This window comes from Serratia sp. HMSC15F11 (assembly GCF_001808215.1).
In the GTDB taxonomy this organism is placed as follows: Bacteria; Pseudomonadota; Gammaproteobacteria; order Enterobacterales; family Enterobacteriaceae; genus Serratia; species Serratia nevei.
Window position 1 is genome coordinate 19,383 of the sequence record NZ_KV792387.1, and the last position, 15,529, is coordinate 34,911.

At 60.8% G+C, this 15,529-nt stretch carries 14 protein-coding genes and 1 pseudogene; 11 read left to right on the forward strand and 4 right to left on the reverse strand.

Features of this window, described 5'->3' with window-relative positions:
• Positions 1 to 2: 2 nt before the first annotated feature.
• On the reverse strand, positions 3 to 1,031 hold the full coding sequence (mtnA, locus tag HMPREF3138_RS00315) for an S-methyl-5-thioribose-1-phosphate isomerase (RefSeq protein ID WP_038871346.1): 1,029 nt from the start codon (positions 1,029 to 1,031) through the stop codon (positions 3 to 5).
• Positions 1,032 to 1,177: 146 nt separating this feature from the next.
• Here mtnA and mtnK point away from each other — a divergent pair, with 146 nt between their 5' ends.
• Positions 1,178 to 2,377, forward strand: coding sequence for an S-methyl-5-thioribose kinase (mtnK, locus tag HMPREF3138_RS00320; protein WP_038871343.1), 1,200 nt, complete (start codon positions 1,178 to 1,180; stop codon positions 2,375 to 2,377).
• 73 nt (positions 2,378 to 2,450) lie between these two features.
• On the opposite strand, the pseudogene HMPREF3138_RS24940 reads toward mtnK, so the two are convergent.
• Both HMPREF3138_RS24940 and fadE read right to left on the reverse strand, forming a co-directional pair.
• Positions 2,451 to 2,601, reverse strand: a pseudogene (locus tag HMPREF3138_RS24940) (Hok/Gef family protein).
• Between the two features lie 288 nt (positions 2,602 to 2,889).
• On the reverse strand, positions 2,890 to 5,346 hold the full coding sequence (gene fadE, locus HMPREF3138_RS00325) for an acyl-CoA dehydrogenase FadE (RefSeq protein WP_070558729.1): 2,457 nt from the start codon (positions 5,344 to 5,346) through the stop codon (positions 2,890 to 2,892).
• A gap of 246 nt (positions 5,347 to 5,592) precedes the next feature.
• Between fadE and lpcA the strand changes: the two genes are divergently transcribed.
• Positions 5,593 to 6,174 carry a D-sedoheptulose 7-phosphate isomerase gene (gene lpcA, locus HMPREF3138_RS00330; RefSeq protein ID WP_004930220.1) on the forward strand — a complete coding sequence of 194 codons (582 nt, stop codon included), beginning with the start codon at positions 5,593 to 5,595 and terminating at the stop codon, positions 6,172 to 6,174.
• A gap of 97 nt (positions 6,175 to 6,271) precedes the next feature.
• The gene (locus tag HMPREF3138_RS00335) at positions 6,272 to 7,075 is read left to right on the forward strand and encodes a class II glutamine amidotransferase (RefSeq protein ID WP_004930222.1); all 804 of its coding nucleotides are present in this window, start codon (positions 6,272 to 6,274) and stop codon (positions 7,073 to 7,075) included.
• On the opposite strand, the gene dpaA is transcribed toward HMPREF3138_RS00335, so the two are convergent.
• Positions 7,010 to 7,777: a peptidoglycan meso-diaminopimelic acid protein amidase gene (gene dpaA, locus HMPREF3138_RS00340; RefSeq protein WP_038871336.1), complete on the reverse strand. Its 768-nt coding sequence runs from the start codon at positions 7,775 to 7,777 to the stop codon at positions 7,010 to 7,012. The genes HMPREF3138_RS00335 and dpaA overlap by 66 nt on opposite strands.
• Positions 7,778 to 8,330: 553 nt before the next feature.
• Here dpaA and HMPREF3138_RS00345 point away from each other — a divergent pair.
• Genes HMPREF3138_RS00345 through nqrM form a run of 8 tightly spaced genes read left to right on the forward strand, consistent with a single transcriptional unit; the run spans position 8,331 to position 15,440 of the window.
• Positions 8,331 to 9,680, forward strand: coding sequence for a Na(+)-translocating NADH-quinone reductase subunit A (locus HMPREF3138_RS00345; RefSeq protein ID WP_070558731.1), 1,350 nt, complete (start codon positions 8,331 to 8,333; stop codon positions 9,678 to 9,680).
• A gap of 3 nt (positions 9,681 to 9,683) precedes the next feature.
• Positions 9,684 to 10,925, forward strand: a complete 1,242-nt coding sequence (locus HMPREF3138_RS00350) for an NADH:ubiquinone reductase (Na(+)-transporting) subunit B (RefSeq protein WP_033649926.1) — start codon at positions 9,684 to 9,686, stop codon at positions 10,923 to 10,925.
• Positions 10,915 to 11,709, forward strand: a complete 795-nt coding sequence (locus tag HMPREF3138_RS00355) for a Na(+)-translocating NADH-quinone reductase subunit C (protein ID WP_015376731.1) — start codon at positions 10,915 to 10,917, stop codon at positions 11,707 to 11,709. The genes HMPREF3138_RS00350 and HMPREF3138_RS00355 overlap by 11 nt, the downstream gene beginning before the upstream one ends.
• Complete coding sequence (locus HMPREF3138_RS00360; protein ID WP_004930232.1) at positions 11,702 to 12,331, forward strand: NADH:ubiquinone reductase (Na(+)-transporting) subunit D; 630 nt, start codon at positions 11,702 to 11,704, stop codon at positions 12,329 to 12,331. The genes HMPREF3138_RS00355 and HMPREF3138_RS00360 overlap by 8 nt, the downstream gene beginning before the upstream one ends.
• Positions 12,332 to 12,337: 6 nt before the next feature.
• A complete protein-coding gene (gene nqrE, locus HMPREF3138_RS00365) occupies positions 12,338 to 12,934 on the forward strand; it encodes an NADH:ubiquinone reductase (Na(+)-transporting) subunit E (protein ID WP_015376732.1) in 597 nt (198 codons plus the stop codon).
• 15 nt (positions 12,935 to 12,949) lie between these two features.
• Positions 12,950 to 14,173 carry an NADH:ubiquinone reductase (Na(+)-transporting) subunit F gene (gene nqrF / locus HMPREF3138_RS00370; RefSeq protein ID WP_038871329.1) on the forward strand — a complete coding sequence of 408 codons (1,224 nt, stop codon included), beginning with the start codon at positions 12,950 to 12,952 and terminating at the stop codon, positions 14,171 to 14,173.
• The gene (locus tag HMPREF3138_RS00375; RefSeq protein ID WP_038871326.1) at positions 14,174 to 15,205 is read left to right on the forward strand and encodes an FAD:protein FMN transferase; all 1,032 of its coding nucleotides are present in this window, start codon (positions 14,174 to 14,176) and stop codon (positions 15,203 to 15,205) included.
• A 7-nt stretch (positions 15,206 to 15,212) separates the two neighbouring features.
• Complete coding sequence (gene nqrM, locus HMPREF3138_RS00380; RefSeq protein WP_004930244.1) at positions 15,213 to 15,440, forward strand: (Na+)-NQR maturation NqrM; 228 nt, start codon at positions 15,213 to 15,215, stop codon at positions 15,438 to 15,440.
• The last annotated feature ends 89 nt before the right edge of the window (positions 15,441 to 15,529 follow it).

Sequence of the window (15,529 nt, forward strand, 5' to 3'; positions counted from 1 at the left end):
CGTTAGCCCAACGCCCGCCGGAAAATCCCGGCCTCCACCTGCTGCGGCGTAATCACGCCGCTGTCGAATACCCATCCGCTGATGAGCTTGGCCGGCGTAACGTCGAACGCCGGATTGTAGACCGGTGCCTCGTTCGGCGCCCACTGGCAGGCGCCGAAGCTGCCTGAAACGCCGGTGACTTCGGCCGCCGCGCGCTGCTCGATCGGAATGGCGGCGCCGTCCGGGCAGTGCGGATCGTGGGTGGTATGCGGGGCGGCCACGTAGAACGGGATGCCGTGGTAGTGCGCCAGCACCGCTAGGCTGTAAGTGCCGATCTTGTTGGCGACGTCGCCGTTGGCGGCGATGCGATCCGCGCCGACCCATACCGCATCGACCAGGCCCTGTGCCATCAGGCTGGCGGCCATCGCATCGCAGATCAGGCGATAGGGAATGCCCAACTCGCCCAGTTCCCAGGCGGTCAGGCGGCCGCCCTGCAGCAGCGGCCGGGTTTCATCGACCCACACCTGTTGCACCTTGCCTTGCCGGTGAGCGTGCAGCAGCACGCCGATGGCGGTGCCGACGCCGGCGGTGGCCAACCCGCCGGTATTGCAGTGGGTCAGCAGGCGGCTGCCGGGCTTGACCAGCCCAGCGCCGTGATCGGCAATGCGATCGCACAGCCGGCGATCTTCTTCCACCAACCGCAGCGCTTCGTTCACCATCGCCGGCACCCAATCAGGCTCCGCCAGCGCCAGCTTCATGCGATCCAGATTGTTCATCAGGTTGACCGCCGTCGGGCGGGCGGCGTGCAGCGTGTGCAGCGCCTGTTCAAGCTCGTCACGCGGCAGACCGCGTTCCGCGAGCAGCGCCAACAGCAGGCTGGCGGACAGCCCAATCAGCGGCGCGCCGCGCACCCGCAGGCTGTGAATGTGTGCGACCAATTCCTCCACGCTGTCGCAGGCGCGCCACCGCTTTTCCTGCGGCAGGGCTTGCTGATCGAGGATCCAAAGGCGGTTGTCCTGCAGGGTCAAACTGGTGGTGTTAAGCGCTTGCATCGGCGGTTAATTCCTTGTTGCGTGGTTATTGCATCTGAAGCGCTATTCTGCCAACATGACTTCCAGATGTATAGACGTCCAAATGCTTTTACGTCTAAATAAACAGAATCGTTGGGGTTAGTAAGAGAGAACAGAGGGGTTGGGGAATGTCGCTTTATCGTACGTTTACGGCTGCCGATGCCGTTGAATACGCCCGCCAATACGGTCGGGTGTCTGAACCGCAGGCACTGGTCAGCGCCGACGAGATCGGTGACGGCAACCTGAACCTGGTGTTCAAGATCCGCGATCGCGAAGGCGTGAGCCGGGTGATCGTCAAACAGGCGCTGCCCTATGTGCGTTGTGTGGGCGAATCCTGGCCGTTGACGCTGGATCGGGCGCGCATCGAAGCGGAAACGTTGCTGGTACACGGCGGCTTCTGTCCGCGGCATACGGTAAAAGTCTTGCATCACGATCCCGAATTGGCGGTGATGGTGCAGGAAGACCTTTCCGACCATCGCATCTGGCGCAGCGAGCTGGTGCAGGGCAACTATCACCCGCTGGCGGCCGGGCAGCTGGCGGAATACCTGGCGCAGACGCTGTTCCACACCTCCGATTTTTATCAGTCGGCGCAGCAGAAGAAGGCGGAAGTCAGCCGTTTCACCAACCCCGAGCTGTGCCAGATCACCGAAGATCTGTTCTTTACCGATCCTTATATCGATCATGAGCGCAATCGCTTTGAGGCGGCGCTGTTGCCGCAGGTGCAGGCGCTGCGTGAGGATACGCCGCTGAAGCTGGCCGTCGCTGGCCTGAAACATCGCTTTCTCAGCAAGGCGGAGGCGCTGCTGCACGGCGATATTCACAGCGGTTCGATCTTCGTGGCGGAAGGACGGTTGAAAGCGATCGACGCCGAATTCGGTTTCTACGGCCCGATCGGTTTCGATATCGGCACCGCATTGGGCAATCTGCTGCTCAACTATTGCGGGTTGCCGGGGCTGTTCGGGCCGCGCGACGCCGCCGCCGGGCGCGAGCAGCGCTTGCAGGATGTGCGCGAGCTGTGGCTGATCTTTGCCGATCGCTTCCTGGCGCTGTGCCATCAGCAAAGCCGGGATGCGGCACTGGCGACGCCGGGTTACGCCGAGCAGTTCCTGCAACAGGTCTGGGCCGATGCGGTCGGGTACTGTGGTACCGAACTGATTCGGCGCACCATCGGCCTGGCGCACGTCGCCGATCTGGACAGCATCGCCGACGCCGACATGCGCCTCGACTGCCAGCGTCATGCGCTGGGACTGGGGCGCACGCTGATCGTCAATGCGCCGCAGATCGCGCATATCGACGCGCTGTTGGCGCGTATTCGCCAGCAAGGTTGAAAAGACGGGTGCTCGTGGATCCTGCCTGACACCATCGGCCAACGGGCGGGGCGAACCCCGCCGTTGGGTTGCCTTACCGTTCGGATTCGTAAGCCAAAATGGCCGCAACCTCCGAGTCTCCCAGCCTGATGCGCAATGCACAGCGAACCGCGGGTTAGCCAGATGAACGCGATCAGCGTCATACAGAGGATCACCAGCTTAAGCATGACCCGTTCTTGCTGCATTTTTGACCTCCCTATCCTTGCCTTGCGGCGGGTAAGAGGCTAACCTGATGTTGCTAGGCATCAGAGTGGCCTCGGGTTGATAATATCGACTCGGGGCCTTTCTCTTTCTCTCCTTTGCCAAGGCTCCGGACAGAAAGATCCAGAGCACCCGCCGCGCAGTCTACTCGAACTTCCTTCCCGTGAAATCCGCCGTTGCGCCAACCTGCGGCGCGGTGCGCAGTTTGTGATGGAATAAAGAAAAAGGGGCGATGATGATCGCCCCTTGGATGCGTGGAGTGGGAATTAGCGTTAAGCCGCTTCGGTCTGCTGTTGGCGCTTAGACTGCGCCGCCGGCTTTTCCGGTTTGGCGGCCGCCAGCGCATCCGGCGCAAAGTCGTCCACGTTGATGGAACGCAGACGGCTCTCTTCGGCTTTCACCAGAATTTTCGCTTCGTCGGCGCTGATCTTGCCTTCTTCCAGCGCGCGTTCCGCCAAACGATCCAGACGGGTGAACGGCAGGTTTTTGCCGACCGCCTTGCACAGACGTTCGTGAATCGGCTCGGCGGCCATCACGTCGGCCAGCGCCGCTTCCAGCAGGCCGATTGGGTTATGTTCGCTCGGCGTCAGGTACTGGCCGCGCCCCAGACGGCTGCGGGTGGCGGAAGGCACCTGCAGGATCTTGGCCAACTGGTGATCCAGACGATCGGACGGTGCGGTATGCACACGGCCGAGCGGGAAGACCACGAAGCGCATCGCGCCGGCGATAAAGCGGTTCGGGAAGTTGCGCAGCAGGTCATCCAGCGCCTGTTCGGCTTTATGCAGGCTGTCTTGCACGCCCCAATGCACCAGCGGCAGATCTTCTTTCTGACGGCCTTCGTCGTCAAAGCGTTTCAGCACGGCGGAAGCCAAATACATCTGGCTGAGGATGTCCCCCAGGCGAGCGGAGATGCGCTCGCGGCGCTTCAGGCTACCGCCCAGCACGCCCATGGAAACGTCCGACAGCAACGCCAGGTTGGCGCTCAGGCGGTTCAATTGCTGATAGTAACGACGGGTCGCGTCCTTGGTCGGCGTGGCGCTGGTGCGGCCGTTGGTCAGGCCCAGCCAGAAGCTGCGTACCTTGTTGCTGCCGACGTGGCCCAGATGGCCGAACAGCGATTTATCGAAGGCGTTCAGATCGTTGCTCTGCGCCGCCGCCATTTCATCCAGCACATAAGGATGGCAGCGGATCGCGCCTTGACCGAAGATCATCATGGTGCGGGTCAGGATGTTCGCGCCTTCCACCGTGATGGCGATCGGTGCGCCCTGATAGGCGCGAGCCAGGAAGTTGGATTCGCCGAGCATGATGCCTTTACCGCCGGCGATGTCCATGGCGTCAACGATCGACTGCTGGCCGCGGTGCGTACAGTGGTATTTGACGATGGCCGACAGCACGGCCGGCTTCTCGCCCTGCACCAGCGCATAGGTGATCAGCGAAGCGGCGGCGTCCATCACATAGGTGTTGCCGGCGATGCGCGCCAACGGCTCTTCGATCCCTTCCATCTTGCCGATGGAGATCTTGAATTGACGGCGAATGTGCGCGTAGGCACCGGTCGCCAGGGCGATGGATTTCAGGCTGCCGGTAGAGTTGGACGGCAGGGTGATGCCGCGACCGACCGCCAGACACTCAACCAGCATGCGCCAGCCCTGGCCGGCCATTTTCGGGCCGCCGATGATGTAATCGATCGGGACGAATACGTCGGTGCCGCGGGTCGGGCCGTTTTGGAACGGCACGTTCAGTGGGAAGTGGCGGTTGCCGATTTCCACGCCCGGCGTGCTGGTCGGGATCAGCGCACAGGTGATGCCCGGGGATTCGTTGTCGCTCAGCAGGCGGTTCGGGTCATGCAGTTTGAACGCCAGGCCCAGTACGGTGGCGACCGGCGCCAGCGTGATGTAGCGCTTGTTCCAGGTCAGGCGCATGCCCAGCACCTGCTTGCCCTGCCAGTCGCCCATGCACACGGTGCCGACGTCCGGAATGGCACCGGCATCGGAGCCCGCTTCCGGGCTGGTCAGCGCGAAGCAAGGGATCTCGTCGCCGCGCGCCAGGCCCGGCAGGTAGTGGTTTTTCTGTTCTTCGGTGCCGTAGTGCTGCAGCAGTTCGCCCGGGCCGAGGGAGTTCGGCACGCCGACGGTGATCGCCAGGATGCCGGAAACGCCGGCCAGTTTTTGCAGCACCATCGCCTGAGCATAAGGAGAGAATTCCAGACCGCCGTACTCTTTCTTGATGATCATCGCGAAGAAACGGTGTTCTTTCAGGTATGCCCAGAGTTCAGGCGGTAGATCGGCCAGTTCGTGGGTGATCTGGAAGTCGTTGGCCATGCGGCAGGCTTCTTCCACCGGGCCGTCGATAAACGCCTGCTCTTCTTCCGTCAGGCGCGGTTTCGGGTAGCTGTGCAGCTTGTTCCAGTCCGGCGCGCCGCGGAACAGATCGCCTTCCCACCAGGTGGTGCCGGCGTCGATCGCCTCCTTCTCGGTGGTGGACATCGGCGGCATCACCTTGCGGAAGGCGCGCAACGCCGGTGCGGAGAGCAGGGAACGGCGCAGGGAGGAAAGGTTCAGCGGCAGCAGCACGATCGCCAGCGGCAGCAACAGCCAGAAGCTCCACAGGCCAATCGCGCCCATGGCGGCGGTGTACGCCACCAGGATCAGGCTGCTGAGGGTAAGGTTCACTCGGTGGTAGAACACCACGCCGAGGAGAGCCAGTAAAACGACAATACTAAGAACCATCATAAGAAGCTCCGAAGTAGTAAGAGGTCTGACCTGTTGTGTGTATGTAATAGGTTTTAGTACAAGGCAGAATTTTTATCAATGCGTTTACAGTTTAATTACAACTCAGGTCACAAACTGACAGCACCAATCATCAAAAACCTCTCCGCTTCCTTAACCGGCGCGCTGTTTGGCTGAGAATGCTTCTCGCTGTTTCCGCGATCCGGTACACTGCGGAGCGGAAGATTTGACGATAACAAGAGGTTCCTCATGTACCACGACCTTATTCGCAGTGAACTGAACGAAGCGGCTGATACCCTGGCGAAATTTATCAATGACGACGCCAACATCGACGCCATCCAACGTGCGGCGGTGCTGCTGGCGGATTCCTTCAAAGCCGGCGGTAAAGTGATTTCCTGCGGCAACGGCGGTTCCCATTGCGACGCGATGCACTTCGCCGAAGAGCTGACCGGCCGCTACCGTGAAAACCGCCCGGGCTACCCGGCGATTGCCATCTCGGACGTGAGCCACCTGTCCTGCGTCAGCAACGACTTCGGCTATGAGTACGTCTTCTCTCGCTATGTGGAAGCGGTAGGCCGCGAAGGCGATGTGCTGCTGGGCATTTCCACCTCCGGCAACTCCGGCAACATCATCAAGGCCATCGACGCGGCGCGCGCCAAGGGGATGAAAGTGATCACCCTGACCGGCAAGGACGGCGGCAAGATGGCGGGTTCCGCCGATGTGGAAATTCGCGTGCCGCACTTCGGCTACGCCGACCGCATTCAGGAAATCCACATCAAAGCGATTCACATCTTGATTCAGCTGATCGAAAAAGAGATGGTTAAGGCTTGATAGCCTGCGGGGAGCTGTGGCTCCCCATGAATAAGACTGCGGGCGCCGCATGGCGCGCCCGCACAGCCTGTGTCAGTGTGGTTAAGGAGTGCTGGCGATGTGTGAACTGCTCGGGATGAGCGCAAACGTACCGACCGATATCTGCTTCAGCTTTACCGGCCTGGTACAGCGCGGCGGCCGCACCGGGCCGCATAAGGATGGCTGGGGCATTACCTTCTATGAAGGGAACGGCTGCCGCACATTCAAGGATCCGCAGCCGAGCTTCAACTCGCCGATCGCCCGCCTGGTGCAGGACTACCCGATCAAGTCCTGTGCGGTGGTGTCCCATATTCGCCAGGCCAACCGCGGCGAAGTGGCGCTGGAAAACACCCACCCGTTCACCCGCGAACTGTGGGGCCGCAACTGGACCTACGCGCACAACGGCCAATTGAAAGGCTACCGTCAGCTGGATACCGGCACGTTTCGCCCGGTCGGCCAGACCGACAGCGAATACGCGTTCTGCTGGCTGCTGCATCAGCTGGCGCTGAAATACCCGCGTACCCCGAGCCAGTGGCCGGCGGTTTTCCGCTACATCGGCCTGTTGGCGAGCCAGCTGCGCAAGAAAGGGGTATTCAACATGCTGTTGTCGGACGGGCGCTTCGTGATGGCCTATTGCTCCACCAACCTGTATTGGATCACGCGCCGTGCGCCGTTCGGCAAGGCGACGCTGCTCGATCAGGATGTGGAAATCGATTTTCAGCAGCAGACCACACCGAACGATGTGGTCACGGTGATCGCCACCCAACCGCTGACCGCTAACGAAACCTGGCACAAGATTGAGCCAGGCGAGTTCGCGTTATTTCACTTCGGTGAGCGGCTTGTTCTGAGCGAAGGGGTTGGTGTTGGGCGTCGGGCTGGCTGACGCGTACTGCGTCATCTGGCCGCTGCTCATCAACGGTTGACCCAGCACATACTGGCCGTTGTCCACGGTCATCATCGGCGGCTGGTGGTTCTTCGCGAAGTAATCGTAGCCCGGCTTCAGCTGGCGCCAGAAGGCGATATAGCTGGATGACGCATGGCGCTTGAGGTTTTGCTCGGTCATGCGGAACGGGTAGATGCTGATGTCGACGCGGCTTTGGCCATAGGCGAAGGCGGCTTCGACATAGCGATAGATCTCATCCATATAGGTGTTGGTCATCGCGTAACAGCCGATCGATTTACATTCGCCGTGGATCATCAGATAAGCGCCGGAATAGCCCTGCGATTTATCGTAATCATTAGGGAAACCGATATTGATCGCCCGATAATACTTGCTGTCGGGTTTCAGATGGTGCGCGTCAACGCTATAAAAGCCTTCCGGACTTTTAAAATCGCCTTCACGACGTTTAGGACCCAGCCCGCCGGAGAAATTACAGATCGGGAACGTGTTGACCAGGCGGAATTCATTGCCCATTTTGGCATACAATTCCAGCTTGCGTTCCTCTTTGAAGATCTGAATATAGACCGGCGAACCCAATAATTGCTGTTTAACTACCGGTGCTTCGGGTACCTGCTCGCTGGCGCTGCAGGCCGTGATCATCGGCATAGAAACAAGCATCGCAAACAACAGCGCGATTTTGCTCATTATTATTCCTGCTTATATTTATCTGCCGGCGCAATGACCTTGGTCGGCATGCCACTGATTATTGTTTTTACTGCCGCAAAACACCGCCAGATTACCAGCGCGTTTATTTTTAGCAATACGTGATATGTATAAAAAAACGACAAAGCTCGATAAAAGTGAAATGACCGGCAGATTTTAACGATAAGTAGTGAAAAACAGGCGAAATTTAATTGCGTTTGCTTGACCCAAGTCACGACGGAACGCAGAACAATGTTGCGAACAATGTTAATATTCCCTCTTCAATTTAACGCGCTGTGGCGATTGAAGCGGCAGGGGGTATGGCATATAACCCGGCCGTTTTGATGGTTATTTGGCTACAGGCCGTTAACACATCGACTGTCGAGCAAACAACGGAAAGGGGGAATCAAGGGAATGCGCGTTACCCCGATTTTTCACTGCGAGAAAGTTCATGTTGGGCGTGACGCCATGCGCACTGCCCGGCAATCCTGGCATCGTCAGCACCCGCCTCTGGGGCCGGGCAGACGTGTAAACCAAACTACATCGTATAAATCCTATGATTAAGATCAGAAAAGGGTTAGATCTGCCGATAGCCGGGGCTCCGGTTCAGGCGATCCAAGACGGCCCGAACATTCAGCATGTCGCCCTGCTTGGGGAAGAGTATGTCGGAATGCGTCCCTCCATGCTGGTGCAGGAAGGCGATACCGTTAAGAAAGGCCAGGCGTTGTTCGAAGATAAGAAAAACCCCGGGGTTTTCTTCACGGCTCCCGCCAGCGGCCGCATCGCCGCGATTAACCGCGGCGAACGGCGCGTATTGCAATCGGTGGTGATTGCGCTGGAAAACGGCGGTGACGATCAGCTCGAGTTTGCGCATTACCCGCTGGGGGAGTTGGCCCAGCTGCCGCGCGAACAGGTCGAGAGTGAACTGATCGCCAGCGGCCTGTGGACCGCGCTGCGCACCCGTCCGTTCAGCAAAACGCCGAGCCCCGGCAGCGAAGCGCGCGCCATTTTCGTCACCGCGATGGATACCCAGCCGTTGGCCGCCGATCCGCAGGTGATCATCGCCGAACAGCAGGCGGCGTTCAACGCCGGGCTGCTGGTGTTGGCGCGCCTGACGACGGGCAAGGTACACGTATGCCACGCCGCCGGTGCCTCCGTTGGCCAGCAGAGCAGCCCGCAGATCGCCTACAGCGAATTTGCCGGCCCGCACCCCGCCGGGCTGGTGGGCACTCACATTCACTTCCTGGAACCGGTCAGCCTGAAGAAAACCGTTTGGCACATCGGCTACCAGGACGTCATCGCCATCGGCACGCTGTTCACCACCGGTAAGCTCGATACCCGTCGGGTCGTGGCGCTGGCCGGGCCGCAGGTGGCGCAGCCGGCGCTGCTGCGCACTCGCCTGGGGGCCAGCCTCGAGGAGCTGACCGCCGGCCGCCTGAAAGACGGCGAGAACCGGGTGATCTCCGGTTCGGTGCTGAACGGCATGCACGCCGCCGGCCCGAATGCCTGGCTCGGCCGTTTCCACTCGCAGGTGTCGGTGCTGGAAGAAGGGCGCGACAAAGAGCTGTTCGGTTGGATCGCGCCTTCGCCGAACAAGTTCTCCATTACCCGCACCACGCTGGGGCACTTCCTGAAGAACAAACTGTTCGCCTTCTCGACCAGCCCCCACGGCGGCGAGCGCGCCATGGTGCCGATCGGCAACTACGAGCGGGTGATGCCGCTGGACATTTTGCCGACGCTGCTGCTGCGCGATCTGCTGGCGGGCGACAGCGACAGCGCGCAGGCGCTGGGCTGTCTGGAGCTGGACGAGGAAGATCTGGCGCTGTGCACCTTCGTTTGCCCCGGCAAGTATGAGTACGCGCCGGTGCTGCGCGAGGTGCTGACCAAGATTGAGCAGGAAGGATAACCGATGGGCCTGAAGAATTATTTTGAGAAGATAGAGCACCACTTCACGCCGGGCGGCAAACTGGAAAAGTGGTACCCGCTGTATGAAGCGACCACCACGGTGTTTTATACCCCCGGCACGGTGACGCGCGGCGCTTCGCACGTGCGCGACGCCATCGATTTGAAACGTATGATGATCCTGGTGTGGCTGGCGGTATTCCCGGCGATGTTCTGGGGCATGTACAACGTCGGCCAGCAGGCAATCCCGGCGCTGCACCATCTGTACAGCGGCGACGAGCTGCAACAGGTGCTGGCGGGCGACTGGCATTATCGCCTGGCGCAGTGGCTCGGCGCCTCGCTGGCGGCCGACGCCGGCTGGGTCAGCAAGATGGTGCTGGGCGCCTGTTACTTCCTGCCGATCTACGCCGTGGTGTTTGTCGTCGGCGGCTTCTGGGAAGTGCTGTTCGCCATTATCCGCAAGCATGAGGTCAACGAAGGCTTCTTCGTCACCTCTATCCTGTTCGCGCTGATCGTGCCGCCGACCCTGCCGCTGTGGCAGGCCGCGCTGGGCATCACCTTCGGCGTGGTGGTGGCCAAAGAGATCTTCGGCGGCACCGGGCGCAACTTCCTCAACCCGGCGTTGGCCGGCCGTGCCTTCCTGTTCTTCGCCTATCCGGCGCAGATCTCCGGCGATCTGGTGTGGACCTCTGCGGACGGTTTCTCCGGCGCGACGCCGCTGGCGCAGTGGAGCGCAGGCGGGGCGCACAGCCTGAGCAACGTGGCCACCGGCCAGTCCATCAGCTGGATGGACGCCTTCCTCGGCAACATTCCCGGCTCCATCGGTGAAGTCTCCACGCTGATGATCCTGATCGGCGGGGCGATTATCCTGTTCGGCCGCGTGGCCTCCTGGCGCATCGTCGCCGGCGTAATGCTCGGCATGGTGGCTTCCGCCCTGTTGTTCAACGCCATCGGTTCCGATACCAACCCGATGTTCGCCATGCCGTGGTACTGGCATCTGGTGCTGGGCGGTTTCGCCTTCGGCATGATCTTTATGGCGACCGACCCGGTTTCCGCTTCCTTCACCAACAAGGGGAAATGGTGGTACGGCATTCTAATCGGCGTGATGTGCGTGCTTATCCGGGTGGTCAACCCCGCCTATCCGGAAGGCATGATGCTGGCGATCCTGTTCGCCAACCTGTTCGCACCGCTGTTCGATTATCTGGTGGTGCAGGCCAACATCAAGCGGAGAAAAGCCCGTGGCGAATGAAGCGAAAAACGACGGCATCGGTAAAACGCTGCTGGTAGTGCTGCTGCTGTGTCTGGTGTGTTCAGTGGTGGTGGCGGGCTCCGCCGTCGGCCTGAAGTCCAAACAGCAGGAGCAAAAGCTGCTCGATAAGCAGCGCAATATTCTCGACGTAGCCGGCCTGTTGCAGCCGAAAATGGAGAGCGAGCAGGTCAAGCGCCTGTACAGCGAGCGCATCGAACCGCGCCTGGTGGATCTGAACAGCGGCGAGTTTGTCGCCGGCAAGGCGGCGGCGTTCGATCTGGGCGCCGCGCTGCGCGACGACGCCAAAAGCGTGGCGCTGGCGGCGGGCGACGATCCGGCCGGCATCAAGCGCCGCAGCAACCAGGCGGAAATCTACCTGGTGCGCGATGAAAGCGGCCAGGTGAACAAGATTGTGCTGCCGGTATACGGCACCGGCCTGTGGTCGATGATGTACGCCTTCGTGGCGCTGGATAACGACGGCAACACGGTCAAGGGCATCACCTACTACGACCAGGGGGAAACCCCGGGGCTGGGCGGGGAGGTCGAGAACCCGTCCTGGCGTCAGCAGTGGGTCGGCAAACAGCTGTTCGACGACAACGGCCAGCCGGCGATCCGCGTGGTGAAAGGCGGTGCGCGTCAGGGGGATGTGCACGGGGTGGACGGCCTGTCCGGTGCCACGCTGACCTCCAACGGCGTGCAGCATACGTTTGATTTCTGGTTGGGCGAGCACGGCTTCGGCCCGTTCCTGAAAAAAGTTCGTGAAGGAGCGCTGAAAAATGGCTGATTCCAAAGAGATAAAGCGGGTTCTGCTGGGGCCGCTGTTTGACAATAACCCGATCGCCCTGCAGGTGCTGGGCGTCTGTTCTGCGTTGGCAGTGACCACCAAGCTGGAGACGGCGGTGGTGATGACCATTGCGGTGACGCTGGTGACGGCGTTCTCCAGCTTCTTCATCTCGCTGATCCGTCACCATATTCCCAATAGTGTGCGCATCATCGTGCAGATGGCGATCATCGCCTCGCTGGTGATCGTGGTCGATCAGCTGTTGCGCGCCTACGCGTTCGAGATCTCCAAGCAGCTGTCGGTGTTCGTCGGCCTTATCATCACCAACTGTATCGTGATGGGGCGCGCCGAGGCTTACGCCATGAAGTCGCCGCCGATCGAGAGCTTTATGGACGGTATCGGCAACGGGCTGGGCTACGGGGTGATCCTGGTGCTGGTCGGTTTCCTGCGCGAGCTGATTGGCTCCGGCAAGCTGTTCGGCGTCCCGGTGCTGGAAACGGTGCAGAACGGCGGCTGGTATCAGCCGAACGGCCTGTTCCTGCTGGCGCCGAGCGCGTTCTTCATCATCGGCCTGCTGATCTGGGTGCTGCGCACCCTGAAGCCGGCGCAGATCGAAAAGGAGTAAAGGCCGATGGAACACTATATCAGCCTGTTTGTGCGCGCGGTGTTCGTCGAGAACATGGCGCTGGCGTTCTTCCTCGGGATGTGTACCTTCCTGGCGGTCTCGAAGAAGGTGTCGACCGCCTTTGGCCTGGGCATCGCGGTGACCATCGTGCTCGGCATTTCGGTGCCGGTGAACAACCTGGTCTACAACCTGATCCTGCGCGACGGCGCGCTGGTGGAAGGCGTCGATCTGAGCTTCCTCAACTTCATCACCTTCATCGGCGTGATCGCGGCGCTGGTGCAGATTTTGGAGATGATCCTCGATCGCTTCTTCCCGTCGCTGTATAACGCGCTCGGCATCTTCCTGCCGCTCATCACCGTGAACTGCGCCATCTTCGGCGGCGTGTCCTTCATGGTGCAGCGCGACTACAACTTCGCCGAATCGGTGGTGTACGGCATCGGCTCCGGCACCGGCTGGATGCTGGCGATCGTCGCCATGGCGGGGATCCGCGAAAAACTCAAGTATGCCAACGTGCCGGCGGGACTGCGCGGCCTGGGCATTACCTTTATCACCACCGGACTGATGGCGCTGGGCTTCATGTCCTTCTCCGGTGTTCAGTTGTAAAGGCGGGAAGAATTTATGGAAATTATTTTAGGCGTAGCAATGTTCACCACCATCGTGATGGTGCTGGTATTGCTGATCCTGTTCGCCAAATCGAAGCTGGTGAACACCGGCGACATCGCGGTGGAGATCAACGGCGATTTGGATAAGAGCTTCCATGCGCCGGCGGGCGACAAGCTGCTCAACGTGCTCTCCAGCCAGGGGATTTTCGTCTCCTCGGCCTGCGGTGGCGGCGGTTCCTGCGGCCAGTGCCGGGTGGTGATCAAAGAGGGCGGTGGCGATATCCTGCCGACCGAGCTCTCGCACATCAACAAGCGCGAAGCGAAAGAGGGTTGCCGCCTGGCGTGCCAGGTGAACGTGAAGCAGAACCTGAAGATCGAGTTGCCGGAAGAGATCTTCGGCGTGAAGAAATGGGAGTGCGAGGTTATCTCCAACGATAACAAAGCCACCTTTATCAAAGAGCTGAAGCTGAAGATCCCCGATGGCGAAGACGTGCCGTTCCGCGCGGGCGGTTTCATCCAGATCGAAGCCCCGGCGCACGACATCAGCTACGCCGACTTCGACGTGCCGCAGGAGTATCGCGGCGACTGGGACAAGTTCAACCTGTTCCGCTACCGCTCGACGGTGAACGACACCACGGTGCGCGCCTACTCGATGGCCAACTATCCGGAAGAGAAGGGCATCATCATGCTCAACGTGCGTATCGCCACGCCGCCGCCGAACAACCCGGACGTGCCGCCGGGCATCATGTCTTCCTATATCTGGTCGCTGAAAGCCGGTGACAAGGTGACCATCTCCGGGCCGTTCGGCGAGTTCTTCGCCAAGGACACCGACGCCGAAATGATCTTCATCGGCGGCGGCGCGGGCATGGCGCCGATGCGCTCGCACATCTTCGATCAGCTCAAGCGCCTGAACTCGAAGCGCAAGATCACCTTCTGGTACGGCGCGCGTTCGCTGCGCGAGATGTTCTATGAAGACGACTTCAACCAGCTGCAGGCGGAGAATGACAACTTCACCTGGCACGTGGCGCTGTCGGATCCGCAGCCGGAAGATAACTGGACCGGCTACACCGGCTTTATCCATAATGTTCTGCTGGAGAACTACCTGAAGAATCACCCGGCGCCGGAGGACTGCGAGTTTTACATGTGCGGGCCGCCGATGATGAACGCTGCGGTGATCAAGATGCTGAAAGATCTGGGTGTCGAAGACGAAAACATCATGCTGGATGACTTTGGTGGCTAAATGCGCGCATTGGCGATGAAGAACTGGCTGACGGGCGTGGCGCTGAGCGCCACCCTGCTGCTGACCGGCTGCGGGCCGGAACAGGTGGACCTGACGGGTAAAACCATGGGCACCTCGTATTCGATCCGTTATGTGACCGGCGACGATACGCCGTCGGCGCGCGAGATGCAGGCGGAGATCGATAAACGGCTGGAGCAGGTGAACGACCAGATGTCCACCTATCGACCGGACTCCGAGCTGAGCCGCTTCAACGCCAGCCGCGACATCGACCGGCCGTTCCCGGTTTCGCCGGCGACCGCCGAGGTGGTGCGCGAAGCGCTGCGCATCAACCGCGTGACCGATGGCGCGCTGGACGTGACCGTCGGGCCGCTGGTCAACCTGTGGGGCTTCGGCCCGGAAGGGCGGCCGGATAAAGTGCCGAGCGAGGCGGAGCTGGCGCACCGTCGCGCCTGGACCGGTGCCGATAAACTGGCGGTGCAGGGCAGCGCGCTGGTGAAAAGCATCCCCGAGCTGTATGTCGACCTGTCGTCGATCGCCAAAGGATACGGCGTGGACGTGGTGGCGGAGTACCTGCAATCGCAACACGTGCAAAACTACATGGTGGATATCGGCGGTGAAGTCCGCACTCGCGGGCGCAACGGCGAGCAAAAGCCGTGGCGCATCGCCATCGAGCGCCCGACCGCCGGTGCGCAGCAGCAGGCGCAGTTGGTGATCCAGCCGGGGGAGATGTCGATCGCCACCTCGGGTGACTATCGCAACTACTTCGAGCAGGACGGGGTGCGCTATTCGCACACCATCGATCCGATCACCGGCCGGCCGATCAACCACCGCCTGGTGTCGATCACCGTGCTGAGCCCGACCTGTATGACCGCCGACGGCCTGTCCACCGGCCTGAACGTGATGGGGCCGGAGCGCGGCCTGGCGCTGGCCAACCTGCTCGGTATCCCGGTGTTCATGATCGTGAAAACCGCCGACGGGTTTGAGGAGCGTTATTCGGACGCGTTCAAACCCTACCTGAAAAAGAGTTCGTGAGGTTGCTATGCTGACGGTATTCGCCGCCACCTTCGTGTTGTTCCTGCTGATCGTCGGCGGGATGTCGCTGGGCTACGTGTTCAAACGCAAAAGCCTGCAGGGCAGCTGCGGCGGCATCACCGCATTGGGGATGGAGAAAGTCTGCGACTGCCCGGAACCTTGCGATGCGCGCAAAAAGCGCGAAGCCAAAGCGGCACAGCGGCGCGAGCAGCTGGACAAGCACCGCATTCTGTAGCTATAGCGAAAACCCGGCTTTGGCCGGGTTTTTTATTTGGGCCTTGCCGAAAGGCGTATGAAAGTCTGGCTGGTGCGATTAACAATGGC

What these genes read in the sequence shown, in the direction of transcription:
- lpcA (WP_004930220.1), top strand. Translation starts at nt 5,593, where the DNA reads ATGTACCACGACCTTATTCGCAGTGAACTGAACGAAGCGGCTGATACC.
- nqrE (WP_015376732.1), top strand. Translation starts at nt 12,338, where the DNA reads ATGGAACACTATATCAGCCTGTTTGTGCGCGCGGTGTTCGTCGAGAAC.
- HMPREF3138_RS00350 (WP_033649926.1), top strand. Translation starts at nt 9,684, where the DNA reads ATGGGCCTGAAGAATTATTTTGAGAAGATAGAGCACCACTTCACGCCG.
- dpaA (WP_038871336.1), bottom strand. Translation starts at nt 7,777, where the DNA reads ATGAGCAAAATCGCGCTGTTGTTTGCGATGCTTGTTTCTATGCCGATG.
- fadE (WP_070558729.1), bottom strand. Translation starts at nt 5,346, where the DNA reads ATGATGGTTCTTAGTATTGTCGTTTTACTGGCTCTCCTCGGCGTGGTG.
- HMPREF3138_RS00345 (WP_070558731.1), top strand. Translation starts at nt 8,331, where the DNA reads ATGATTAAGATCAGAAAAGGGTTAGATCTGCCGATAGCCGGGGCTCCG.
- nqrM (WP_004930244.1), top strand. Translation starts at nt 15,213, where the DNA reads ATGCTGACGGTATTCGCCGCCACCTTCGTGTTGTTCCTGCTGATCGTC.
- mtnK (WP_038871343.1), top strand. Translation starts at nt 1,178, where the DNA reads ATGTCGCTTTATCGTACGTTTACGGCTGCCGATGCCGTTGAATACGCC.
- HMPREF3138_RS00335 (WP_004930222.1), top strand. Translation starts at nt 6,272, where the DNA reads ATGTGTGAACTGCTCGGGATGAGCGCAAACGTACCGACCGATATCTGC.
- HMPREF3138_RS00375 (WP_038871326.1), top strand. Translation starts at nt 14,174, where the DNA reads ATGCGCGCATTGGCGATGAAGAACTGGCTGACGGGCGTGGCGCTGAGC.
- nqrF (WP_038871329.1), top strand. Translation starts at nt 12,950, where the DNA reads ATGGAAATTATTTTAGGCGTAGCAATGTTCACCACCATCGTGATGGTG.
- HMPREF3138_RS00360 (WP_004930232.1), top strand. Translation starts at nt 11,702, where the DNA reads ATGGCTGATTCCAAAGAGATAAAGCGGGTTCTGCTGGGGCCGCTGTTT.
- mtnA (WP_038871346.1), bottom strand. Translation starts at nt 1,031, where the DNA reads ATGCAAGCGCTTAACACCACCAGTTTGACCCTGCAGGACAACCGCCTT.